Annotated in this window: 20 protein-coding genes; 12 read left to right on the top strand and 8 right to left on the bottom strand. The window is 46.3% G+C overall.

The genetic code is table 11. From position 1 onward, the window contains the following. Positions 1-54 precede the first annotated feature (54 nt). Positions 55-1,116 (top strand): LOG family protein, encoded by a 1,062-nt coding sequence (locus J7545_RS03005; RefSeq protein ID WP_318698950.1) that lies wholly within the window; start codon positions 55-57, stop codon positions 1,114-1,116. A 129-nt stretch (positions 1,117-1,245) separates the two neighbouring features. Here J7545_RS03005 and J7545_RS03010 read toward each other — a convergent pair whose 3' ends face one another. Next, positions 1,246-3,435, bottom strand: coding sequence for a hypothetical protein (locus J7545_RS03010; RefSeq protein ID WP_318698951.1), 2,190 nt, complete (start codon positions 3,433-3,435; stop codon positions 1,246-1,248). 207 nt (positions 3,436-3,642) lie between these two features. Between J7545_RS03010 and J7545_RS03015 the strand changes: the two genes are divergently transcribed. Beyond that, entirely contained in the window at positions 3,643-5,565 is a 1,923-nt protein-coding gene (locus tag J7545_RS03015; RefSeq protein ID WP_318698953.1) for a tetratricopeptide repeat protein, read from the top strand. Between the two features lie 116 nt (positions 5,566-5,681). Here the strand turns inward: J7545_RS03015 and J7545_RS03020 are convergent, their stop codons facing one another. Then, positions 5,682-6,689 carry an oligopeptide/dipeptide ABC transporter ATP-binding protein gene (locus J7545_RS03020; protein ID WP_318719117.1) on the bottom strand — a complete coding sequence of 336 codons (1,008 nt, stop codon included), beginning with the start codon at positions 6,687-6,689 and terminating at the stop codon, positions 5,682-5,684. Positions 6,690-6,787: 98 nt separating this feature from the next. Between J7545_RS03020 and J7545_RS03025 the strand changes: the two genes are divergently transcribed. Further along, positions 6,788-7,348, top strand: coding sequence for a Uma2 family endonuclease (locus J7545_RS03025; RefSeq protein ID WP_318698955.1), 561 nt, complete (start codon positions 6,788-6,790; stop codon positions 7,346-7,348). Positions 7,349-7,361: 13 nt separating this feature from the next. Here J7545_RS03025 and J7545_RS03030 read toward each other — a convergent pair whose 3' ends face one another. The 3 genes from J7545_RS03030 to J7545_RS03040 are packed head-to-tail and all read right to left on the bottom strand — an operon-like array spanning position 7,362 to position 10,580. Further along, a complete protein-coding gene (locus J7545_RS03030; RefSeq protein WP_318719118.1) occupies positions 7,362-8,375 on the bottom strand; it encodes an ABC transporter ATP-binding protein in 1,014 nt (337 codons plus the stop codon). A 40-nt stretch (positions 8,376-8,415) separates the two neighbouring features. Beyond that, positions 8,416-9,558 (bottom strand): ABC transporter permease, encoded by a 1,143-nt coding sequence (locus tag J7545_RS03035; protein ID WP_318698958.1) that lies wholly within the window; start codon positions 9,556-9,558, stop codon positions 8,416-8,418. Further along, positions 9,555-10,580: an ABC transporter permease gene (locus J7545_RS03040; protein WP_318719119.1), complete on the bottom strand. Its 1,026-nt coding sequence runs from the start codon at positions 10,578-10,580 to the stop codon at positions 9,555-9,557. The genes J7545_RS03035 and J7545_RS03040 overlap by 4 nt, the downstream gene beginning before the upstream one ends. A gap of 201 nt (positions 10,581-10,781) precedes the next feature. Between J7545_RS03040 and J7545_RS03045 the strand changes: the two genes are divergently transcribed. From J7545_RS03045 to J7545_RS03055, 3 genes are all read left to right on the top strand, one after another. Beyond that, a complete protein-coding gene (locus J7545_RS03045) occupies positions 10,782-11,087 on the top strand; it encodes a CU044_2847 family protein (protein WP_318698960.1) in 306 nt (101 codons plus the stop codon). A 141-nt stretch (positions 11,088-11,228) separates the two neighbouring features. Beyond that, positions 11,229-11,711 carry a hypothetical protein gene (locus J7545_RS03050; protein ID WP_318698961.1) on the top strand — a complete coding sequence of 161 codons (483 nt, stop codon included), beginning with the start codon at positions 11,229-11,231 and terminating at the stop codon, positions 11,709-11,711. Next, positions 11,698-12,102 (top strand): phage holin family protein, encoded by a 405-nt coding sequence (locus J7545_RS03055; protein ID WP_318698962.1) that lies wholly within the window; start codon positions 11,698-11,700, stop codon positions 12,100-12,102. Before J7545_RS03050 ends, J7545_RS03055 begins: the two co-directional genes overlap by 14 nt. A 124-nt stretch (positions 12,103-12,226) precedes the next feature. Here J7545_RS03055 and J7545_RS03060 read toward each other — a convergent pair whose 3' ends face one another. After that, positions 12,227-13,390: a pyridoxal phosphate-dependent aminotransferase gene (locus J7545_RS03060; RefSeq protein ID WP_318719120.1), complete on the bottom strand. Its 1,164-nt coding sequence runs from the start codon at positions 13,388-13,390 to the stop codon at positions 12,227-12,229. Positions 13,391-13,691: 301 nt separating this feature from the next. Here J7545_RS03060 and J7545_RS03065 point away from each other — a divergent pair, with 301 nt between their 5' ends. From J7545_RS03065 to J7545_RS03085, 5 genes are all read left to right on the top strand, one after another. Next, entirely contained in the window at positions 13,692-14,066 is a 375-nt protein-coding gene (locus J7545_RS03065; protein ID WP_271944598.1) for a J domain-containing protein, read from the top strand. Positions 14,067-14,124: 58 nt separating this feature from the next. Then, entirely contained in the window at positions 14,125-14,484 is a 360-nt protein-coding gene (locus J7545_RS03070) for a VOC family protein (RefSeq protein WP_318719121.1), read from the top strand. Positions 14,485-14,901: 417 nt separating this feature from the next. After that, entirely contained in the window at positions 14,902-15,375 is a 474-nt protein-coding gene (locus tag J7545_RS03075) for a hypothetical protein (protein ID WP_318698965.1), read from the top strand. Positions 15,376-15,681: 306 nt separating this feature from the next. After that, on the top strand, positions 15,682-15,903 hold the full coding sequence (locus J7545_RS03080; RefSeq protein WP_271944602.1) for a Nif11-like leader peptide family natural product precursor: 222 nt from the start codon (positions 15,682-15,684) through the stop codon (positions 15,901-15,903). A gap of 199 nt (positions 15,904-16,102) precedes the next feature. Continuing rightward, positions 16,103-16,684 carry a hypothetical protein gene (locus tag J7545_RS03085; RefSeq protein WP_318698966.1) on the top strand — a complete coding sequence of 194 codons (582 nt, stop codon included), beginning with the start codon at positions 16,103-16,105 and terminating at the stop codon, positions 16,682-16,684. Between the two features lie 28 nt (positions 16,685-16,712). On the opposite strand, the gene J7545_RS03090 is transcribed toward J7545_RS03085, so the two are convergent. Continuing rightward, entirely contained in the window at positions 16,713-19,484 is a 2,772-nt protein-coding gene (locus J7545_RS03090) for a GAF domain-containing protein (RefSeq protein WP_318719122.1), read from the bottom strand. Between the two features lie 166 nt (positions 19,485-19,650). Here J7545_RS03090 and J7545_RS03095 point away from each other — a divergent pair, with 166 nt between their 5' ends. Further along, positions 19,651-20,496: a shikimate dehydrogenase gene (locus J7545_RS03095; protein WP_318698968.1), complete on the top strand. Its 846-nt coding sequence runs from the start codon at positions 19,651-19,653 to the stop codon at positions 20,494-20,496. 95 nt (positions 20,497-20,591) lie between these two features. Here the strand turns inward: J7545_RS03095 and J7545_RS03100 are convergent, their stop codons facing one another. Then, positions 20,592-23,609, bottom strand: a complete 3,018-nt coding sequence (locus tag J7545_RS03100; RefSeq protein ID WP_318698969.1) for a plasmid replication protein, CyRepA1 family — start codon at positions 23,607-23,609, stop codon at positions 20,592-20,594. Positions 23,610-23,680 lie beyond the last annotated feature (71 nt).

Consider the following 23,680-nt stretch of genomic DNA (forward strand, 5'->3'; position numbering starts at 1 on the left):
GAAGCCTAACTTTCTTATGATTACTCCTGTTTACTCACAAAGTGTAAATTTCGGATGACTTTATCCTCCTCAGATGCTCGCGCTACACTAAAAGCGGATTTATTAGAACTTGTGGCTCAATTGCCGCATTTAGAACATGGTAAATGGATAGAACAAGCTCTGATTAGTATCTTAGCTGTTGCAGGGGAAGAGATTGATCGCTTAGACTGGAAGATTTTAACTGCTTCTCTACAGGATATGGAAAGAGCATTTCAAATCTTCTCTACCTATCGCCACGTGCGTAAGATTAGTATTTTTGGCTCTGCTCGTTTACCTGCTCATGCCCCAGAATACCAGATTGCCCTAGAGTTTGCGGGGAAAGTTGCCCAACAGGGCTTTATGGTGATGACTGGAGGTGGGGGTGGAATTATGCAAGCAGGGAATGAAGGTGCCGGTTTAGAACACTCGTTTGGACTTAATATTCAGCTTCCTTTTGAACAGGGGTCTAATCCTTTTGTAACTGCAGATAAACTGATTGAGTTTAAGTATTTCTTTACCCGTAAGCTATTCTTCTTGCGAGAAACAGATGCAGTAGCCTTGTTTCCTGGAGGATTCGGGACACAAGATGAGGCGTTTGAGTGTTTAACCCTCTGCCAAACTGGCAAATCAGGGCCGATGCCTTTAGTATTATTGGATAAGCCAGGAGGTCAGTATTGGTACGGATGGGAGAAATATCTGAGAGATCACCTCTTAAGCCAACGTTTGATTAATGGGGAAGATTTGAGTCTGTATACGATTACAGATAAGGTAGATGTGGCGTGTCAGGCGATCGCCCAATTTTATCGCATTTATCATTCGAGTCGCTATGTGCGCGAGCAATTCGTGATTCGCCTGAATACAGAACTTTCAGATACAGAGGTAGAGCAGCTCAATCAAGAGTTTAGTGATATTTTAGTGAGCGGTCAAATCAAAAAAACCAAAGCCTTACCGGAAGAGCGTCTCAATGATGTTCATCACCTGCCCCGATTAGTCTTACACTTTAATCAACGGGATCATGGACGGCTTTATCAAATGATTAACCGGATGAACCAAATGGGTCAACCCTCTGAGGAGGAGAATCATCCAGAACGGAAGTGATGGGGAATAGAGTGCCTTCCCATGAAAAGCCGGAAGAATGGGCATTATAGCGTGAAAAATGGTTTTCCTATTCCCTATTACCTATTCCCTATTACCGCGCGAAGCGCTGTATCATCCCTGCGCGAACGGCTATAAAACTTGCACCCTAGCATAGCGTAGTCCATCCACCCCTTGTAGGGGAGCGACGGAACCAGATAGGATTTCTGGAGCAATCCAGCCTTCTCGCTGGAGATAATCGAGATAATGCTCGTATTCTTTCCACTCATCATCGGTAGAATAGACAAGGGTGAGCATTCCAGGGGCGGTAATGCGATCGCCAGTTTCTAAATCGACTCCCTTATCAATCCGTTTTTTCACGATTTCATAGCGGGTATCTCGACTCCCTTGCACGTCAAAGATTTTTTCTGTATTTTCATCATGACAAATATCAATCGTCACATCTTGCACTAACACCAGATGGGTAAGCTGTAAGGAAATTTTATCCACTTCATGCAGTTTGATCCCCGTGCGCGCCGCATCACACAGGGCGCAAAGTTGCTCGTAGCGCAAACTGTGCAAATGAAATGCCGTAAAGCTATGATGAATCGATTTCCCCACATAAATCATATGATCGATACCATCGGTAGATTCGAGATCGCAATAGTGGGGAATAATCGCTTGCATTCGCTTTTGCCAACGCTCCCACGTCTGTAGTAAATTCTCGTTAATCCGATCGATCGTCCGATCGTAGGCTCTACGGGCAGTATCTACTGAATGGCGATCGTTATTGGCACATGTACGATACCAATCGATCGCGTTTTGTGCGGGTTCTCCACATTGATAAAAGTAATCAAAATAAATCTCAAAATGCTCTTGAAGATACTGAACTGCCGTCACCTCTGAATCAACCGTTACTTTTCCTTCAATACGCGTTTTGTACGCCTCTAAGTCAATTTTAATCTGCTCAATCAATCGATTTTTTTGACCCTCTTCCACTGCCTCTAAGATCGCCAATCCCAATTCAAATTGTTGAATTAAATCCGCTTGAATTGCCCGATTTCGCTCGTTAGAAGAACCGCGAATATCAGAAATGCCAAAGAGGGGATAAACTTTTTCACAGACAATAGGTGCGGCTTCAAAACCCCAACTGCGTCGTTCTGCTTCCTGGGTAAAGCGCCAAGCGACTGCTGGATGGATGGGATTTAGCTGATTGTGGTTCGTTTGCCGCATGGCGCAAGCAAAAGCAGGGATAAGTTCTCTGGCATAATGGCAATCTTGAGCTGTAAAATTATGGGGGCGATCGCTAACTAACCCAATCAGTCTTAGCATTTCTGGATGATTTCCCTGTTGCTCATAATCCCATCGCAGAGGAATCAGTAACAGAGAGCGTACTCCCTCCTCCCATAAGGTACGCTCGCACTGCTTATCGCTTTGAGGATTGATTTCTCCCACTCGCAACACTTGATTTTGTTCCAGAGCCGTTATGAAATAAGGACTATCTAGCTCCTCCCTAGCAAATACATGGCTCTCTAGCGTTCCACAGGCTTTCCCCACTAAAAGGCGCACTTGATTCATATCCACATTTAAAATCATCAAATAGCTGGCACGGAATAGCTGCTGTAACTGGTAATTAATCAGTTGCAGTTTATTACCTTCTAAAAGAGAATCCGGACTGGTTAAGAGTTTAATTAGCCGTTGCTTTTGTTCTGTTTGAGTCACTTCAATCCCTTCCAGGATCAGCTCTCCCGTGACGGTATAATTTTCTAGCCATTGCAAATCATCAAAAAGATTGTCCCCCATCGGTTGCCGGCTAAATACAGTCCATTCGTCCAGTTTCGGATGAACTCCACTAATTTTAAGTCCTTCAGAATTGAACCACAGTTGTAACCAACCCGGAGCTTGGGAAGGGCGGTTAAATTGAACGACGATAGGAGTATTAACGATCTGCTCCAGCTCTCGAATGTGATAGTTAAGGCGATCGAGTTCTTCCTTCTTGCTGGGGATGCTTTGCAGTTGTGTGAGTAACTGGAACAGCAATAAAACCAGCAAATGACAAGAATAATAGTGTTGTAGGGTGGAATATCCCGAAGCTGGTAAAAAATTGAAAAAGGGGCGATCGTAATATTCTGTGGGGGGTTCTGAGGTATTGAAGCCAAAACCCTGGGCAAATCCAGAGTTAAATCCAGCTAATGTCCAATTCTCTAAATGGGCAGATTGATGCCCGCTGCATCGTAGCAAGGCTAACATTACCCGCTTAGAGAGGGTTTCATGGGGAGATAAATGATTGTCGAAGACAACCGAAAATGGCGAATCTTGGAAAGGTTGATCCACTGAAGTCATATGGGTAAATTCCTGCATCTGTTTATCGCACCCTCAATTCAATCCTAATCTTTACCCGGATTAACGATTTTAATCTGGTATTACGATTTAGGCGAATTTATTCTGCTATTCCTATAGCCCTGTTATGAGTTTAACTGCTGATCGGTGAATAGTGGAGAGTTGATATTGATTTCAGGCTTAAATCTTATGGGGATTCCTTCAAAATCTATGCGTGTTACTACCCTTTCTCTATGGCTGTTAGCGACTTTAGCCTCCTTTAATTTAATGGCAGTTGCTTATGGGGCGAATCCTTCAGAAGTAAGGCTTGCCCAAACTCAAGCGCAACCGAAACCTTCGCCTGCACCGGCACCCGCTCCTGCTGCTCCCCAGGGAAATGCTGGCTTATCAGAGCAAGATTTAAACACCCTCAAGGAGGTGATTGAGCAAACGGTGGAGCAGACAGTAAATGAGAAGTTTGCCCAAGAACGTGCCAGACAAGAAATTGAGTGGCAAGCGCAGTTATCGGAGGTAGATGATATTCGATCGCGCCTCAATCAGTTGATGCTGTTAATGGTAGTATTTATTGGCGGAACTGTGGTTTTATTGCGCTTTATGCGTAGCAGTATGATTGGGCAAATCGTTACTGAGGTGAATCGCCGCTTTGAAGATCTCAATCAGCCAGAAGGCCATCTTCAACAGTATACCGACATGGCTCGCCAGTTGGTTGAGGATTTGACGACTCAAATTGAAGCAGCAAAAACCGAGCGTCAACGGGGATACCAGAATGTCAATCAAGAGGTTTTGGAATTAAAAGAGTCTGCTGGAACTATCCAGGAAGTACGCCAAGATTTGGTTAAACAACTGCAAGGGTTAGGAGAGGATCTAAACCGAGAACTGGGTAAAATTCGCCAGGAAATCAGTCCTCGTCCGGTGTCTGGGGTTTCGGAAATTGCTTTTTTAGAGGATTTAGTAGAATCAGATCAGCAAGAGGGAACCGTTTTATCCTTTGATTTAGAGAAGTTGGATGAAAATCAGCTTTTTGTCACGGCTCAAGAGTGTGTAGATCAGGGGAATTTATTGGCAGATGAGGGGTTATATGAGGAAGCGGTAGCCCTTTATGAGCAGGTGCTAGAAACCCAACCGGAGTCTTTTGAAGCGTGGTATGAGCGGGGAAAGACGTTGGTAAAGTTGCATCGTTACCAAGAGGCGTTAACGTCCTATGAGCAGGCGTTATTTTTAGAGTCGGATAATGGTGAGGTTTGGTACCACAAGGGATTAGCACTGATGCTAACCGATCGCCCCTTAGAAGCGGTAGAGGCATTCAATCGCGCTCTGGAATTGAATCCTGACGGAGCAGAAATCTGGTATTGTCTAGGAAATACGCTGCTGAAGTTAGATCGCCATCAGGAAGCTGTAGAAGCCTATGAACGGGCGATTTCCCTGCAACCGGAAGATACGGAAGCTTGGCATAACCAGGGGGTAGCGCGGGAAAAGTTAGGACAGTTTCAAGAGGCGATCTCCTGTTACGATCGCGTAATGGCGTTGGATGGGGATAAGGTGGAACCTTGGTTTCATCGCGGCAATGCTCTAGAAAAATTGGAAGAATATGAGGAGGCAGTTGAAGCCTACGATCGCGCAATTTCACTGTATGAAGAACAAGAAGATCGCTCAGAAAAGACGCTCTTAAGCACAATTTGGTTTAATCGAGGCACAACATTAGCTCAGTTAAAACAGTATGAGCAAAGTTTAGCATCCTACGATCGCGCACTCCAACTTAACCCCGACGATCCGCAAATTTGGTGTGCGCGAGGGGAAATGTTAGAGCGCATTCAACGATATGAAGAAGCAGTGGATGCCTACGATCAGGTATTAACCTTAGAGCAAAATAAACATCAAGCTTGGCGACATCGGGGCATTTTATTGGAAAAGTTACGCCGGTTTGAAGAGGCGATTTCGTCCTACGATCGCGCCATTCAGTTGGAGGAAAATGATTATGAAGCTTGGCGCGGGAAAGGGACAGCTTTAGCGGAATTGCAGCGCTACCAGGAAGCCATTTCTTGTTTTAGTCAAGCCTTACAGATTCAACAAAATTTGGGAATTACGCCCGCAGAAGAGGATATTATCCAGCCCTTTTCTCCTAAGTTGGGTTAATTGCTGTATTAATTACAGTGCTTTGCGCTGGGGAATAGGGAATAGGTTGATGGTACATGGAGAGAGAGGATTCAAGCTTGTGTTTCATAACGCAAGCAAAGCAGTGTATGAATTGATTAATTATTAATTGGATTGGCTAATCTGTCCTCGACTAAATGACAGGCAGCGCCATGTTTGTCTGATATTTGCGTCCAAATGGGTTCAACCGTTTTACACCGAGATTCAGCCACCGGACAACGGGTATGAAAACGACAGCCAGAGGGGGGATTTACCGGAGAAGGAATTTCTCCCAAAAGGCGAATGCGCGATCGCTCATCATCGGGATCGAGGGGCGGAATTGCTGACAGTAAGGCTTGCGTATAGGGATGACTGGGGTTAGAAAACAGTTGGTGCGTGGGAGCAATTTCCACAATTTGACCCAAGTACATCACCGCCACTACATCACAGAAATGGGCAATCACCGAGAGATCGTGGCTGATAAACAAGAAGGTTAAATTCATATCTTCTTGTAGTGCTTTTAACAAATTGAGGATATTGGCTTGAATGGAAACATCGAGGGCTGCAACTGACTCATCAGCGACCAAAAAACTGGGCCCGGAGACTAGGGCGCGGGCGATCGCAATTCGCTGTCGTTGCCCCCCCGAAAATGCATGGGGAAATCGCCGCAAATGCTCCAAATTTAACCGACAACGCTCCGCAATCTCCCTGGCCCTCTGATTCGTCTCTTGGCGAGTTTTCGTCAGTTGCATCGCCTCTAGCGGCTCGGCAATAATATCCCGCACCGTCATCCGGGGAGACAGGGCAGCATAGGGATCTTGAAAAATCATCTGTGCCTCGCGGCGCAAGGCTTTCAATCGCTCCCCTTCCAACTTGGCGATACTTAAAGGCACATCTGCCACCTTAAACGTAATCTCGCCCCCCGTAATCGGAGCCGCCTTCAGAATCGCCCGTCCTACGGTTGTTTTCCCGGAACCTGACTCTCCAACTAAGCCAAAAATTTGACCCGGCATAATATCAAAACTCACCCCATCCACCGCTCGCACGATTTTGGGTTTACCATGCAAAAATCCCCCGCCGACGGGGTAGTGAACTTGTAAATTACGAACCGATACCAGTGGAGTCATAATAATTAACAATTAATAATCAAATAATGGGAGATGTCTTTAAGTTTCTCATTTACATTTAAGGTCAATATACACCGATTTAGATCAAAGGAGTTAAGATGACACAAATCCTTACCCAGACCCTTACACTGCAAGAATTCTTGCAACAGCCAGAAACAAAACCAGCGAACGAGTATATTAATGGAGAAACTATCCAGAAGCCCATGCCCAAAGGAAGACATAGCCGTTTACAGGGTAAACTTTGCGCGACAATTAATCAAGCCTGTGAAGAAGCACAAATTGCCTATGCTTTTCCAGAATTAAGGTGTAATTTTGGCACGCGATCGCTCGTTCCAGATGTCTCCATATTTCGTTGGCATCGCATACCCTTTACCTCGGAGGGTGAAGTTCCCGATAACTTTAATCTTCCTCCCGATTGGAGCATTGAAATGCTTTCCCCCGAACAGCGTCCGAATAAAGTCTTGGGTAATGTTCTGTATTGCTTAGAGCAGGGCAGTGAGCTAGGTTGGTTTATCGATCCAGGCGATCGCAGTATCTTGTGTTTCATGCCTCAGCAACAACCGATTTTATGTCAAGGCGATCGGGTGATTCCAGTTCTACCCGATCTCAACCTAACGCTCACAGTTAACGAAGTATTTAGCGGGTTGAAAATGGTGTGAATAACTCTGCCGGTTAGGCACTTTCTTCTAACACTTTTTCTTCCAGTAAATGACAGGCGGCGTGATGGTTGGGATGGGCAAGAGTTGTTCTTGGAACATGGGTTTGACAATGGGTAGTAGCTTGGGGACACCGGGTGTGGAAGACGCAACCGGTGGGACGTTCGAGAGGGCTGGGGATATCTCCGGGAATCGGCATGAGGGGCGCATCGCGAGCATCTAATCGAGGAATAGCTTCAATTAGACCTTGGGTATAGGGGTGTTTGGGTTCCCGGATAATGGAGCGCACGGGGCCAATTTCCATCGCTTTACCGAGATACATCACCATCACATCGGTGGAAATCTGGGAAATTACCGCTAAGTCATGGGAGATAAAGAGAATTGCCATGCCAAATTCTTGTTGTAGTTCAGCCAAGAGGTCTAGAATCTGAGCTTGAATGGTGACATCAAGGGCTGTGGTGGGTTCATCAGCAATGAGTAGCGCGGGACGCATGACTAGAGCAGAAGCAATCATGGCGCGTTGGCGCATTCCTCCAGAGAGTTGAAAGGCATATTGGTCAATTCGTAACTCTGGGTTCGTCATTCCTACGCGGTCTAACATGGCGATCGCCATTTCTCGCGCCTGTGTCCGATTTACCTTATGATGGAGGCGAATCCCCTCAATCATTTGATTGCCAATGGTATACAAGGGCGAAAACGCTGCCGAAGGCTCCTGAAAAATCATGGCAATTTCACCGCCACGAATTTGATTTAAAGTCTTGCTTTTTTCCGGCAGTTGGGCAACATCAAAGGTTTCTCCCTGTTTATTGCAGTAGAAAATATGGGAGTTGGGGTCAATTTCCGCATTACCGGGCAGTAGGCGCATCAGGGCTTTGGTGGAAACTGATTTACCCGAACCCGACTCGCCCACAATACCCAGAGTTTGACCGGGTTTAAGGGAGAAGGACAAGTCATCGACGGCAGTTATTTTACCTTCATCGGTGCGAAAGCGGATGGAAAGATTAGAAACAGTGAGTAAGGAATCAATCATAGTGTTGGGGAATGGGAGATAGGGGAAATTACATTACCTATTACCGTCGAATGCCAGAATAGGGGTCTGCGGCATCTCGCAAACCATCACCGAGGAGAGTGAAGGACAGGACAGCAACGACGAAGAAGATTAGGGGAATGAAAAACCAGGGGGTAAGCTGAATGGCTTGAACAGTCGTCATTTCTTGCAGGAGAACACCCCAGGACATGGTAGGTCGTCGCAAACCTAGGCCGACAATGGAAAGGGCAGTTTCATCAAGGATGCGGTAAGGGAAGTTAATCACCAATTCGACAATAATGTAACTGGCAAAACCGGGAAGGAGGTGACGCGTGACGATACGCCAACCACTTGCTCCACACAGTTGAGCAGCAAGAACATATTCTTCTTCGCGGGAAGCGAGTAAGTATGAACGGATACGCCGCGCCAGGGTGGGCCAGTTAACCAGTCCCATAACTAGGGTCATGGCAAAATAGACTTGTTGGTTTGACCAGTCACGGGGAAACATGGCGGTGAGGGCCATATATAAAGGTATGGGAGGAATGACGCGTACTAAGTTAGTAAAGGCTTGAATGACGGTATCCACCCAACCGCCGATATAGCCAGCAACTCCACCAAAGAAGAGGCTGAGAATAAAGGAAATCATGATGCCTAAGAAACCGATGGTGAGGGAGGTGCGGGTGGCAAACATGAGGCGACTGAAGAGGTCAAGACCGCTAGAGTCTGTACCAAAAAGATGCACTTTACCTCGGTCTACGCCGAAAAGATGGCGATCGCCAGGTATAATGCCGAAAAGCTTATATTCTCCTGCCTTGTGAAAGAAGCGCAGGTTACGCCGCACGGGTTTTCCATCTTCTTCAATAATTTCAACGATATAGCGCTTTTCCAGAACACTGTAACCACTGGTCATGTCATGGACAAAGGGCCAAAGCTGACATCCGGCACTGTCGCACAATCGGATCAGTTGGGGCGGCCCTGCGGTATAGTCAGGATTGCGATCATCTGCCAGCCCGGAGTAGGGCGCTATGAACTCAGCAAATAAAGCAATGATGATAAACAGGCTCAGAACTGCTCCCCCCAAAGCTGCCAGGCGGTTGGTCTTAAAGCGCGACCAAAAGAGTTGCCATTGGGACGCGGTATAGTAATCTTCTTTGTTCTGTTTAATGTTACTTATCGGTTGATTCATCGTCCTTTTAACCTCACCCTAGGGTCAATGGCAACTACCAGCAGGTCAGAGAGAGAGTTAGCAGCGATAATAATGCTGGTGACACAAACTAAAATTCCGGCGGCTGTGTTTTGGTCAGCATCCAGGAAGGCGAGGAGGAGTTCTTGGCCAAGTTCTCCTAAAACAAGAATAGAGGCCACGATAGGAAGTTCGTTAAAGGAACGGGCAAAGTCAAAACCAATGGTCGAGACAATCGGCATCACAGCATGACGAGCAGGATATTTTATTAACATGGGCCAACCCGATAATCCTTTTGCTCGTGCCGCAGTGACGTAGAGTTTGCCTAATTCATCTTTCATTAACCCGCGCATGGTTTGCAGTTGGAAAGCGGTGGTAGACCAACCCAAGACCAGCAGAGGAATATAGGCATGGCCGAGGAAGTCGAGGAATTTAGCAAATGACCAAGGTTCATCGCGATAGGCTTGCGAGACTAAGCCGGTTACGTCTAGGTTAAAGACAAAGGCATTAAGCATCAGGAGGACAAGGGCGATCGCAAAATTCGGTAGTGCCAATCCCAAATAGGACAATAACGTAACCAACCCATCCGCGATTCCCGATTTCCTCGTGGCCACCCAAATCCCTACGGGAATCGCCACAATATAGGAAAACAACATCGCGCCAACCACCAAGACAAAGGTATAGAGAAATTTCCCTTGAAGCAGGGTATTAACGGAAGTTTCTACCCGAAAGGCAGGGCCAAAATCGAAGCGCGTGACCACATTCCACAGCCATTCCCCATAGCGAACTAAAAAGGGTCGGTCTAATCCCAAATTGGCCCGAACTTGGTCAATTTCTGCTTGGGTAATCGTCACTCCCGTCCCCGAATATTTACGGAATAGCTCCCGCTCGGCATAGTCTCCCGGCATTAGCTCAATCAGAGCATAAATCATAAAGGAGACAGCCAATAACGTTAAAATTGCTACAATAAGCCGTCCAGCCAGAAAGCGCCAAAACGCCTCATTGTTCGCACCAGATAACAGCATCAATTCTCGATAACCCTGTTTGGTTTCGTCTCAGACTTCTATACATTTACCGCACAAGTTTAAACAGAGCGTAAAGAAAAGGTTAACATTAGGCTTTGCTGGAGAAATGATTAACAATTAACAATAGGTCTGGGTCGTTGGTAATCAGCGCTATACAATCAAAAGCATTCCTAGAGCATGAGGTTAAGTGTGATGAAGCACATGGTTGAGTTTTCTTTAGACGAGGGGGAATCCATCTTTGTGGAAGTGGAAGAAGCAGAACCCGTAGACGATCGCATCGGTATCGCTCCCCAGGTTACCACAAGAGGGCAACGCAGCTTTGAGGCGGCGATCGCCAAAATCAAGCCAGTAGCGAATACCGTTATCCGTCAAGTCCGCAGCTTGAACGAGCCAGCCGATGAAGTAGAAGTCAAGTTTGGACTGAAAATGAGCGCGGAATTCGGTGCGGTGATTGCATCAGGGAATGCCGAAGTACATTACGAAATTACACTGAAGTGGAAGCAATAATTGCCCCATTCCCTATTCCCCATTCCCCATTCCCCATTCCCTTAGGAAAATGGGAAAGATGGCAAGACTACATTATATTAAGTTATAGGGTGCGCGATACTATGGAAGAGTCCTTAGCTGAAGAGCTTCATCCTTTCACCCATGGTCAATTCAACCCATTCTTCTCCCTCTCTCTCTTCTGAAACCTTTTCTGAAGTCTCCAAGTCTCTCTCTCCCCTCATTCTCGAGGAATGGCCAGTTTTAGACTCTGAGCAATTATCCGAAAGCCAAACAGATTTAGAGGCAACTATCCAATATATTGCCAGTCGTACAGAACGGACAAAAGCTTTAATTCGCCGGCATTTAGCAGAACTTTATCAGGTTTGGCAAACGGACTCAGCCAATGGACAGGATAACCCTTCCACCTCAGAACCCTCCAAATCTCCGGTTTTATCCCAGGTCGATCAAACCCTGAAACTCTTAGAAAAACGTACCGAAAAATTGGTTGCCCAATTTGAAGAGGATGTCCTCCCGAAGGTGAGTGAAAAGGCTAAAGAACATGTGGGAACCAGTTTATTAACCGCATTGGGCGTTGGCTTTATTCTGGGATTACTGGTCGCAGGAGGTGGGCGTGGCCGTTCATGAACTCTTAGATGGCCTACAAGTTTACCTCACCCGTGGGGTGCGTTTGCTGCGAGTGCTGGTTGACATGCACCAAGACCTGGCTGTGCGGGAAGCGACCCAAGAACAGCAACGATTAATTCAGGGACTGTTGATCTTACTGGTGGGAACCGGCCTATTAATGACTGGAATTGCCCTATTGCAAGTGACCGTTGTGGTGACGTTACAGCATTTAGGACTGGGTTGGTTGGGTGCTATTGCTCTGACGGCCCTGGTGGATTTGCTATTTGGCCTGATCTTAATGCAATGGGGGTCTCAAAGATTACAAGGTCCCTACATGCGCGAAACCCGCGATCGCCTCCTGAAAACGACTCAAACGTTACTGCAAGATGACCCGGATGCCGGTTATTTCTAGTGCTGTTTCTAGTAGCGTAGTGGGCTGTCTCATCTAAAGTAGGGTATTGGGTACAATTCGTTGTAAGGCTTTAGCGCTCTGAATATTTTAGCGCTAAAGCCCCTACTCTCAGGAATCAGTCTAATTACAGACTTTGCACAAATTTACTTAACCGCTCCATGCCTTTTTCGATGGAAGTCATATCCGTGGCATAGGAAAGGCGAATATGATCGTCGGCACCAAAGGCAACACCGGGAATGGTCGCTACATTATAGTTATCTAGGAACTGAGTGCAGAAATCAGTGGATTTAAGACCCGCTTCGCCGATGTTGACATAGACATAAAACGCGCCTTTGGGTTCACGCACTGATAACTTGGGAATGGCTTGAATGCGCTCAATAATTACTTTGCGCCGTTCATCAAAGGCAAGGCGCATTTTTTCTACACAGTCTTGGGAAGATTCCAAAGCGGCGATCGCCCCATATTGGGCAAAGGTACAAACGTTTGAGGTACTATGACCTTGAATGGTATTGCAGGCCTTAATCAGTTCCACAGGGGCAGCCAAATAGCCAACTCGCCAACCCGTCATGGCATAGGCTTTAGCAAACCCATTACTAATAATAGTGCGCTCAAATGCTTCTGGACTGGCAGCGCCAATACTCAGATGAACGGCTCCATCATAGAGAATTTTTTCATAAATCTCGTCGGAGACCACCCACAGATTATTTTTGACCACCACTTCCGCTAAAGCCTTAATTTCTTCTGGAGTGTAAACCATTCCTGTAGGGTTCGAGGGGGAGTTGAGAACAAACAGTTTGGTATTGGGGGTAATGGCGTTTTGAAGTTGTTCTGGCGTAATTTTGTAGCCGGTAGCTGCATCTGTCGTGACTAAAACCGATTTTCCTCCGGCTAAAGCGACCATTTCTGGATAGCTCACCCAATAGGGAATGGGAATAATCACCTCATCTCCCGGTTCAATCAAGGCCATCATTAGGTTATAGAGAGAATGCTTCCCTCCATTGGTGACAATGATATTTTCGGGTTGGTAGTTGAGATGGTTATCCTTCTTTAGCTTTTCGGCGATCGCCTCTTTCAGCTTGGGTTCTCCTGATGCTGGGCCATATTTGGTTTTCCCTTCATCAAGAGCTTTTTGTGCAGCCGCTTTAATGTGGTCGGGGGTATCAAAGTCTGGTTCTCCAGCACTAAAGCTACACACATCTAACCCGGAAGCTTTCATTTTCTTGGCTTTAGCGCTGATCGCTAAGGTTAATGAGGGGGTTACTTGTGCTACACGAGATGCTAACTTCATAGTTGCTCCAGATCCTTCTTTTATGTTGATTAAGGGCGATACTCCTGCCTAGTCGCTTCGCGACCGCCAACTGTCTATTCTGGCAGAGCATATCACTTTGCCTAGAGAGATTCAACTTTTTTTAGCCTTTGAGTTTGTAACGTAATTCTTACATTCGGTAATCCAAGTTACTAATACTTGTGTGAAGTTAATTTAAATAAAAACTGGAAACGCAAGGTTTTTTGAACTGATGTGTGGAAAGTCCCTGAACTGACCCAATTTGCTGCACACTATTGTTTATTTCTCGACAGGAGTTGTCGTTATGCGTCACTTACATCACTGTTATGAGATTTTAGAAGTGGCTCCTAACGCTAGTTTGGAGGAAATTCACCAAAACTACAAGGATTTAGTGATGGTCTGGCATCCCGACCGTTTTGTTCATAATCCCCGCCTTTATCACAAAGCCCAAGAAAAAATTAAACAACTCAATGAAGCCTATGAGCAGTTGAAGTCTCAAAGAAATTTAGTGATGGCATCAGTACATCAGAGCGATCGCGCCTGGGCAAGGACGAAACCCTCTGCACCAAACCCTTATGAGCCATCTGGCTTTTCCCAAGCTAGAAGAGAAGATTATAACCGAGCATTAGATGACTATATTCGTCATCATAGCCGAGATATGCAAAACTGGTTAGATTAGACTTTTTGTAGAAGTCAGGCAATAGAGAGGGAATAGGTAAGAGTCTATTCGTCGCGCAATGGTGATGTCAGAACTTTGGGTAACGATCGCAACCGAGAATGTAGAAACCTTAAGGGATTTTTATAGTTGTGTGCTGAACACTCAAGCACAGCGAGAAATTCCAGGGGTGTATGCGGAGTTTATCATTGGGGGGTTGCGCTTGGGATTATTTCGACCCCGCGATCGCCAAGAATTTCACTGCTCTATCCCAGGAGCCATGAGTTTGTGTTTAGAGGTTGAGGACATTCATGAGGCGATCGCCCTTCTGAGTAGTCTAGGCTATCCTCCCACTGGATCGGTTCAAAAGGCTTCCCACGGCCAAGAAATCTATGCCTACGATCCCGATGGAAATCGACTGATTGTTCATGAAAATCGGTAAGTCAAAAGGCAAGAGGTAAGAGGCTAGGTTAGGTTTTTGGAGCATTGAGTAAACGATGTAACACTTTTGTGGGTTGGTTTGAGATCTAAGTCTAGTTTGTGAGCTTTCAATAATGAGGATGAGGATTGAGATAAGTAAATGAGGCGATCGCCCTTAGTCGATATGATTCTAATCGAGTGAAAAGACCTGGCCTGCGAGCGAGAAAATGTTTCACCCAAAGAAGTCAGAAGTCACCTCCTGAAATGGTCTTAATTATGGAATCGAAAAATCGGGCTATTGAGGACAGTCCAGTGTCAAGCTAGAATTGTTATATAGTCGGTGGGTAATATTCACCTGATGATTCTAGGGAAAAGTTTGAATTAGGGTAGATTACACCTTAGTTGCAAACAAACGACAAACACAACGAGGTCAACACTAATGAGTACAACGCCTTCTATAATCAATGGAAGTTTTTCTTGGTCATCTAAAACTATCAGCGATCCGGTCATTGAGATTTACTACCAGTACTCGAACAAGCTCTTGATTGCTGACAGTAATGGGTGTTTATACACAAGTTACTTCTGGCTAAAAAATTTACTGCCTATTCCCATTGTATTGGATTCAGTACAAATCACCACAGGAGAAACTCCAACAGAGCCTATTGTTGATACTGAAATTCTCGTTCCCTCCACTACTAATTGGGCAGACTTTATTGAGTTCACTAACTTGGGCAATATTTCTCCGGGTTCCTGGAGTCGTCGGTATCAATTTACTATGAAAATCGTCCGCGCTATTGAAGGTCCTCCACTGCCTGATAATTACACTAATAATGTGTATTTCTACCCGAAATATACCGTTGACTACAAGAACCTGCCTACCTTCACATTTGATACTCAAGTCGTCAAAGCATAGTTTCTAAAATGCTTGTAGAAAAGTAGTTTGAGAAAAAAAATGCACTTTTGCAGGTAACTCGCAAGTGCATTTTTTTGTGTATTTTAACAAGAACAGACCTCTGGCCGAGAAATTTATGCCTATGATCCGGATGGGAATCGCTTGATTATTCATGAAAATTTGTAAATTTCCTTAAGAGATTTGGGGGCGATCGCACCTACAGATTAGTTTTTGCACTTTAGTAAATGCTGTAACACTTTCTGACCAACCAGGCTGGGATAATCAACTCATACCTAATCCTAAAACATAGGTTCGGAGCGATATTATATGTCCACAGAAAATGTAGAAAAATTGCTCGAGGCGGGCGGACAAGATCCTAAAATTCGGGAAGAATACGACAAAACTCAGAGTAAAGATGAATTTGTCGAGAAGGCCAACAAGGATGGATACAAATTTACAATCGAGGAACTGAATCAGGTACTCAAGGAGTACGGCAATTCCTTTGAACTTTCGGGCTTCCCGCCCCGACGATTCATTTGGTTGAAATAACATCGAACGATTTGTCCCCCCTAAAGACTGGCTTCTTAAACAAACCTCAGTTTAATACGGCTTTACAGGAAGCCGCAGGGACGATAGTGGTGGAAATTGGGTTAATGGTTCATCAAGATCTGTAATTTTCCTTAAGACATTGGCGACCCAACACTCTTACAATTGAGTAAAACCGTGAATCTAGCTCCCTTTGATTAAAATGCCCAATTCTCCTGTCGTCTCTTATCAAATTCTCAGCGATCGCAGTCAGTACAAACCGTGTAAGATCAATGTCCCCGATCTCGATCGTCCCATTGCTGCCATTCGAGTCAACCAAACCTACTATAGTCTCTTTCAAGTTATTCAAGATAGTGAACGCGCCGAAACCATCGCCGAACGCCTCACTCAGCGAGGAGATGAAGTCATGATTACCCCTACTCCCAAAGGAAGTGCCCTCTGGGTCAAAGAAGCTCAAGGGTCTCCCGTTTCCCGTTCTACCCAAAAAGCACAGAACGCTCAAACCCCTGCCAAGCCTCCAGAACCGCCCTATAAAATTCTCAATTCTCCAGAAGATTATCAACTTGGGTATATTCAAGTCCCTGACTTAAATGATTCCCTAGAAGCAATTGAATGTGAGAACCAATATTACAGTCTCTTTAAGAGCTTTCCTGATATTCATCAAGCCTCAGAAATAGCTCTGCGTCTAGCCAAGAAGGGAGATAAAATCTTGATTATCCCCAACTCTCCCCAATTTACCCTTTGGATTTTAGAGCCAGATGCCCAGTGGTTAGCTTCTCGATAGACGGAGTAAGCTAGAGTAGACGCAACCTTTAACTGTCCTCTAAAATTCCCGGTAATACTTCTCCTACTTGGGTATTTAGCACTTCCATATCCTCTTGATCTTTAGCACTAAAACTGGTCTTAAATTGCTCGGGTGCTTGGGGCCAAGTGCTAGGATCGTAGGCTGGAAATTGTCCGGGTTTGCGTTTATTCACTAACTGGGTGACTCCCAAGGGTTCCCCATCTTTGGATAACACTGGCATACAAAGCAAACTAGACGTTCTATAGCCCGTTTTTTTATCAGTTTGTTGGGCAATTTCCGACCCCGGATAATCGTATAAGTCAAAGGGAATATTCAAGGGTTGTCCTGTCAGAGCAACACGACCGGCAAACCCTTCTCCCATGGGAATGCGAATATCAATTAAGGAGCCATCGCTTTGAGGTAATTTAGTCCATAGTTGTTTATTGACTCGATCGATTAACCAAAGGGTAGAGCGGTCAGCATCGGTTAGGGTTTTGGCGGCTTGCATCACATTACGAATAATCTCTTCTGCGGAACTACTACTGCTTTTAATCAGATTAATTGCGTGAGTTAATGGATCGACAGTTAGACCCGATTTTTTCAAGGTGGGGATGTCAGTATAGAAGGATTGGAAGCCTTGGAGAATGGGGGAGATCAGTTGGGTATACTCTTGCAGGCGATCGGCATCGGCGCGGTTAAAGCCTTTGGGATCGAGACGACCTTCCGTCTGTTTGTTAAATAAGCGAACGACTCCGACGACTTCCTTCTGATCGTTGACTAGGGGAAATAAGAATAACTGGCTATAATTAGCGATTTTACCAGCTCCTTGAATGACTAAGGGATCGGCTAAATTTCCCAGTTTATTGGTTCCTTTAAATTCTTGGCTACTGATTATAGTTTTGGCTAACCCTTGCTCTGTCGAAACAGTAATTAATTTAGGTTTTTTCTGGGCATCTAAAATGGCAGACCAGAGGTTATTTTGGCTAGAATCCAGAATAAATAATGTGGCTTTTGCCACTCCGATCGCCTGTTCTACAGAAGTGTGCAGGGGTTGGAGAAAATGAGCTAAAGAGTGGTAAGCGGCTTCCTGGTTGGATGCTCGATCCAGCTCCATTTGACTCAGTAAAACTAAGCTTTGCTGGGTCACCTCAGTGGGATTAATTTGCGCTTGTTTCTTCAAGCTTTCATGGCTTCTAATGAACTGGAGTAGTACCGCTACCCGTTCATTAAATAACTGCATCGTTTGTTGATCGTTGCGGTCAAAACTGGCTTTTAAATAATCAGGAACTGCTGGCCAATCCTCTTTGTTATATTCGGGATGATTACCTGGCTTACGCTTATTGACTAATTGGGTAATACCAAGTAATTCGCCTTCTGGACTTTCGATTGGCATACAGAGTAAACTACACGTCCGATAGCGAGTTTGAGAATCGGTGCGTTTTGCATTTTCAGCATTGGGGTCATTGTAGAGATCAAAGGGAATATTTAAGGTGTGCCGAGTTTGGGCAACTTCACCAACAAATCCGACTCCAATTGCACATCGAATCCTCCCTTTTCCAGGTAACTCTGTCCATAAATCCCCAGCTTGAGGGTCATGTAACCAGAGGGTGGAGCGGTCAGCATTCATCAGTTTTTTGGCCGTATTCATTACCCGATGTAATACGGTTTGAGTGTCTAGGTTAATCTGATCGAGCGATCGCGTTGCTTCCGTAAGTGCTGCCGTTGCCCGTAACTTTTTAGTCGCTTTATAGGAGGATTGACACGCTTGCAGAATCTGACGAATGGGAAGCACACATTTGACTAAGCGCTCTAAATCTTTGCGGGTAAACCCTTGCACTGGACGCGAGGGACTATTGGGGATTTTGGGTGCAATTTTATTGAGCAGTTGAATCACTGCTACCACATTCTTTTGCTCATCTAAAATTGGAAAGGCTAAAATATTGCGAGTGCGATAATTATACTTTTGATCGTATTCTTTCACCAACTTACATCGAGGGTCTTCATACACATTGTTGGGAATATTAATCACCCGCTTGAGTTGGGCGACTCCTCCAGCAATGCCTTCGCCAACCCGGACATGAATATCGAGGAATTCACCCTGTTCATTTTGAGCCACCAAAGACCATAACTCTGTTTTTTCATCATTGAGCAAAAAGATGGTAGTCCGCTCGGCCCGGAGCAACTGGCCGACGGTAGAAGTCACATCTCGCAGCACTTCATATAGGGCTTGGGCCGATTGATGGCCTTCTTCGGGGGTTTGTCCTTCTGAAAGGAAATCGACTTGAGAAACCAGTAATTTCCGCTCGAGTTGGGTAAAGGTTTTCAGGAATTCGGTTTCATCGACTTCTAACTCGGTTTCAATGGTTTCGATCGCCTTCTCAACCCACTGAGCATTAAAAATTCCGGCATAGATACGGTTATGGATTAATAAACGCCCTTGTTCGCGCATGGCTAATCCCATGGTCCGTAACTCGCGCTGTTCCGGACTCTCATTAGCCGGTATCCCTTTGTCTGCTAATACTTGTTCATACAGTCGAAGCAAGTTCAAGGTTGCCGGTTGGGGTTGTAAGAGGCGATCGCGAATACTGCGTAAATGTTTTAATTCTTCATTGTTTTCCCAATTCTGAATTAATTCCCTTTGCACTAACTTAGAAATCCATTCTTCTTCGCGACCCACGATTGGTACATCCTCAGAATCTGCGATCGCCTGACAAACGGCTATTGTCAATAGAGGGTGAGCAGCCGTCCAGAAAAATATCGTCGAAATCAGAGTACGATAATTCCGGGTTTTGGCTCTCATTCCCCTGGCCAAATCCAGGCCAGTAGCGTATTTTGAAGAAGGAGTCAGGGAGTGGCTCTCATTGGCGATCATATCGTGCAACCTGATCTGAACGGATTTAGCGATGGAATCAATCTCAATGATACCCTGATTGTACAAGGCCTTCTTTTGGCAAGAGATTAAACCCATGCAAGAGATTCAAGGAACCACCCGTTTACTGGGTATTATTGGCGATCCGATTAAGCATTCGCGATCGCCGGTGATGCAAAATGCCGCCCTTTCCCATCTAGGCGCTGATTATGTCTATGTCCCCTTTCCCGTTACCCAAGACCAATTGGAGGTTGTCTTACAGGGATTTCAAGCGGTTGGGGTGGTTGGGTTTAATGTCACTATTCCCCACAAAAGAGCAATTATGCCCTATCTATCCCAAATTTCCCCAGTTGCCCAAGCTGTGGGTGCAGTGAATACGGTTTGGCGAACGGAACGGGGATGGGAAGGAACCAATACGGATGTTTTGGGATTTATTGCTCCTTTGAAAGAGGAGCATCAGAAGTGGTCTAATGCACAAGTGGTGATTTTAGGCAATGGCGGATCGGCGCGAGCGGTGGTTGCTGGTTGTTTGGAGTTAGGGGTTGAGCGATTGCATGTGGTAGGGCGTAATCTTGAGCGTTTGCAAGCCTTTCAACAGAGTTGGTCAAGTCCTGTGATGATTCATCAATGGCCTGAGTTACCGGATTTATTATCGGAAACGACAGTATTGGTCAATACTACACCCATCGGTATGTCTCCTAATGTCAATGAGACTCCGGTAGATCGGGAACTCTTGGCTCGGTTGCCTCAAGGAGCCATATTATATGATTTAATTTATAATCCTCGTCCGACTCGTTTTTTACAATTGGGGAGAGAGATCGATCGGCTCACAATTGATGGCACAGAAATGTTAGTTCAGCAAGGAGCAGCCGCTCTACAATTATGGCTTGATGAACCCACTCCGGTTGGGGTGATGCGTCAAGCGCTCTTGGATGCGCTGTAAGCGCTTCGCGCTAGGTAATAGGGAATAGGTAATAGGAAAAATAGAGATTTTTTCTGTTCCCTGTTCCCTATTACCACAATTTAGTGATCCTACCTTCAGGAGTTCTTTGCTATATCTTTAAATAGACTGAGTTGTTGATAGCGATCGCCTTCCGACTCCTCTACTTTAGTTAGATCGGGAAGCGTCAACGGGATGCGCGGATAGATTTGGCGATCGCTGCGATCGCGCTCTAACCATTGCTGAAAAACCTGTTCTCTGGGATCATGGGGACAGACTAAGCCATAGATGCGTAGGCGTTTTTGCGAACCCTTAAGACTGGTGCAACGTTGATATTCTAGACTATAGCCTAAGAGGTTAATGAAACGGCGCATAATCATAATTCCAGAGGAATTTTTCGCTAGTCCAATACCGAAGAGCGATCGCACTTCCTGACGGTTCGAGAGAGCAAGGTGCTGTAACTGCTGTAAATCGATATCAGTATTCATAAAGACTTGCTCTGGATCGGCAATTAAACCGGGAATGCCTAAAAGTTCCATCGCACCAATCTTTGACCCCAATTGAGAGCCATTGAAATCGGGTAAAAAGAGACCCCCTGTGCGCCGTGAGAGCAATTCCCGCGCCATAGCCGTATCGCGATCGGCTAAATAGGGACGGCCGACGGTGAGAAAGTAATGATACTGCAATTGCTCGTACCAGCCGCGATCGTCTAAACTGACTAACTCTGGAGTCACGGGAATTCCATACTTTTGCCACAATTCCTGATGGCGAGATCGGTGTCGTCGATCGGGGGTTTGACTACTGCGATGGCACAACTCTTGCGGTGAAATTACGGAACTTAGTTGAACCGTGGAATGGGCGATCGCTTCACATTCTGCCTGATAATTTTGCGCTAACACGCGATCGATCGTGGTCTTTAAGCTCGGTTCGCTCTCCTCTTCTGGCGCTTGCGTCTGCTCTACTGCGGGTTGACAAACATGACCTTCAGCCATTAATCCGCCGATCGCCGCTTCGCGATACCGCGCCATTCCCCCATTAAACCGTACCGCCAATTTGGCCCAAGTCATGAGGGACTCTGCTTGAAATCCTAAGTCTAAACCATCCAACTGGGTAAAATCGGACTGTTGCAACAGGCGAATATTCATCTGAGTTAACCGATGTTCGCAACTGAGTAAACTGGCAAGAGAGGTAGATCCATTTCCCACCCGGTTAAAGCCATAGGGAGCCACCCAAAGATATCGAGGCACAGTTTCCCTGACTCGTGACAGAGCTTGGCGGACAGAGTTCTCGGCTTGGATGCCTTGGGCGATCGCCCAAACCGAAGTAAAATGACCGCGCAGATCGATACTCACGCCGGTTTCAATGGCTGGAGAAGCCAAAACGCCATCATACTGACTCAACAATTCATCTAAACTCTGGCCGCGATCCATACAACCATAAGCTGGATGAGTTGGATCGGACAACGTTTCCGAATCAATGCGCAAAAACCGATGCTCAGGAAATCGCTGCTGTAGATAGCTCTCTAGGGTAATAGTCCCCCACTTACTGCCCCGTTTCTGAGCCGATAAACAGACCATCGGCCGTCCCCCAGCCGCAATATGATGGGCTAAATCTTGGACTAGGCGCTCTGGGGTTTTATCCTCATAGCTATACACCCGCCAAGCCTCTTGAGCGCTCGGTTTCCAGGTGTTTTCCACCACCGCTACATCCGGGTCAATTCCAGAGAGGACAATCAAATAATCTAGGGCAATATCACTTAAGTCTGCATCGGCTATCCAAACTTGACCGCTGCCCCCTAAAACGTTTTGGATTAAGGTTTTCAAGGTATTGAGAATAGCCACCCGGTGACGACGACAGGTGCTGGAGTTTAACCCATGCCACAGTACTTGCTCGATTTCATCAATCACCACCAGGGCATTTTGCCACTCTTGGGGATTAAACTGGGCGCGGGAGTTGGGATGCAGCGAGTCAATGCACAGCACTACCCCCGGATCTGGAGAGGCTTCGCCCGCGAGCGTTGGAAGACCAAACCGAGTGGCTAAAGATTCTACCAATTGCACTCGATGACTGATGACAAGGACGGGTTGTCCTGCGCGTTTGGCTTGATTAACGATGGTTTCGAGCAGTTGGGTTTTCCCGGTTCCTTTCGCAGATTTGAGCGCTACCAGTTGGGCGCTTTCCGGTAGGGGAAGAGTTGCCGGAAAATAGCGGTCATTGAGGGTGAGGGTGCGGGGATAGGTGAGCTGTTGGGTGATGGTGGCTTTCCAGCGCTCAAAGGGGATGGCTTGGCTGTAGGCTTGGTGAAAGCGGGCTGAACTTTGGCTGGCGATCAGATCGTCTACTCCTTTTCCCCATTCTGGGTTCCAGGTGACGATCTTGACTTGACATCCGGCTTGTTGCAGGAGATACCCCATGCGGCGAATGGCGGTTTGAACGGCGCGTAGGGTTTGGGGTTTGGTGTCTTGGTCGAAGACCATATATATGGGTCGGTTGGCAGCGATAAAGGGTTGCAGTTCAGGGATAAGATGGGGATGACCGATGCGCCGACCTTGGTTATTTTTGGGGATACGATAGCCACTATGGATACCGGGAAGGGCGATCGCCCCATAGCCTGCGGTGAGCAGAGCGCCAGCTTTTTTGGCTCCTTCGGTAATGCACAGGGGAAGGCTGGGATTCTCTTTTACCCACTGCCAAAAGCCCAGATCTGAGTGTTCGGGCTGGATCTGTTCGGGGGTGAGGGGGACGTTTCCCCGGTTGGCAATGGTTTGCCAGATGGACTGGGTAACCCGCAGGGCAAAGAGTCGGGTGGGGGTTTTGGGGGGATGTTCGTATTTGATCGGTTTGCCGTCTGCATATCTCGGTTGAGCAGGTTTGAAGCATCCCCAGTCCTCATCTTCTCCGGTAATGGGGTTAATGCCGGAACACCACCATCCCCCTTGCTTAAGATGTTGATAGCGTTGCATAATGGTAGCTCGCAACCGGCCATCTTTGCGGCGGGGCAGGTCATCTGCGTACAGGAGATAGTCGTAGGGGGTTTGTCCTTCGAGGGGGATGACATTCAGGGTGGTAAGCTGGCGATCGACTCCACTGGCTTCCCATTCAAGTAGGTGGTTCACGGCGGTTGCGTTGGCTTGACTAGAGGTAGGGGTATTTATCGTAAACCACACTATCTGTAGTTGGCAAGTCA

The sequence above is a fragment of the Roseofilum sp. SBFL genome (assembly GCF_017746885.1).
GTDB lineage: Bacteria > Cyanobacteriota > Cyanobacteriia > Cyanobacteriales > Desertifilaceae > Roseofilum.

Bases quoted from the DNA above. Each gene is read 5' to 3' on its own strand.
- J7545_RS03005 (WP_318698950.1), top strand. From the start codon at position 55: ATGACTTTATCCTCCTCAGATGCTCGCGCTACACTAAAAGCGGATTTA.
- J7545_RS03090 (WP_318719122.1), bottom strand. From the start codon at position 19,484: ATGAGAGCCAAAACCCGGAATTATCGTACTCTGATTTCGACGATATTT.
- J7545_RS03085 (WP_318698966.1), top strand. From the start codon at position 16,103: ATGCCCAATTCTCCTGTCGTCTCTTATCAAATTCTCAGCGATCGCAGT.
- J7545_RS03050 (WP_318698961.1), top strand. From the start codon at position 11,229: ATGGTCAATTCAACCCATTCTTCTCCCTCTCTCTCTTCTGAAACCTTT.
- J7545_RS03095 (WP_318698968.1), top strand. From the start codon at position 19,651: ATGCAAGAGATTCAAGGAACCACCCGTTTACTGGGTATTATTGGCGAT.
- J7545_RS03070 (WP_318719121.1), top strand. From the start codon at position 14,125: ATGGTGATGTCAGAACTTTGGGTAACGATCGCAACCGAGAATGTAGAA.
- J7545_RS03045 (WP_318698960.1), top strand. From the start codon at position 10,782: ATGGTTGAGTTTTCTTTAGACGAGGGGGAATCCATCTTTGTGGAAGTG.
- J7545_RS03075 (WP_318698965.1), top strand. From the start codon at position 14,902: ATGAGTACAACGCCTTCTATAATCAATGGAAGTTTTTCTTGGTCATCT.
- J7545_RS03010 (WP_318698951.1), bottom strand. From the start codon at position 3,435: ATGACTTCAGTGGATCAACCTTTCCAAGATTCGCCATTTTCGGTTGTC.
- J7545_RS03080 (WP_271944602.1), top strand. From the start codon at position 15,682: ATGTCCACAGAAAATGTAGAAAAATTGCTCGAGGCGGGCGGACAAGAT.
- J7545_RS03035 (WP_318698958.1), bottom strand. From the start codon at position 9,558: ATGAATCAACCGATAAGTAACATTAAACAGAACAAAGAAGATTACTAT.
- J7545_RS03025 (WP_318698955.1), top strand. From the start codon at position 6,788: ATGACACAAATCCTTACCCAGACCCTTACACTGCAAGAATTCTTGCAA.
- J7545_RS03015 (WP_318698953.1), top strand. From the start codon at position 3,643: ATGCGTGTTACTACCCTTTCTCTATGGCTGTTAGCGACTTTAGCCTCC.
- J7545_RS03030 (WP_318719118.1), bottom strand. From the start codon at position 8,375: ATGATTGATTCCTTACTCACTGTTTCTAATCTTTCCATCCGCTTTCGC.
- J7545_RS03065 (WP_271944598.1), top strand. From the start codon at position 13,692: ATGCGTCACTTACATCACTGTTATGAGATTTTAGAAGTGGCTCCTAAC.
- J7545_RS03060 (WP_318719120.1), bottom strand. From the start codon at position 13,390: ATGAAGTTAGCATCTCGTGTAGCACAAGTAACCCCCTCATTAACCTTA.
- J7545_RS03020 (WP_318719117.1), bottom strand. From the start codon at position 6,689: ATGACTCCACTGGTATCGGTTCGTAATTTACAAGTTCACTACCCCGTC.
- J7545_RS03040 (WP_318719119.1), bottom strand. From the start codon at position 10,580: ATGCTGTTATCTGGTGCGAACAATGAGGCGTTTTGGCGCTTTCTGGCT.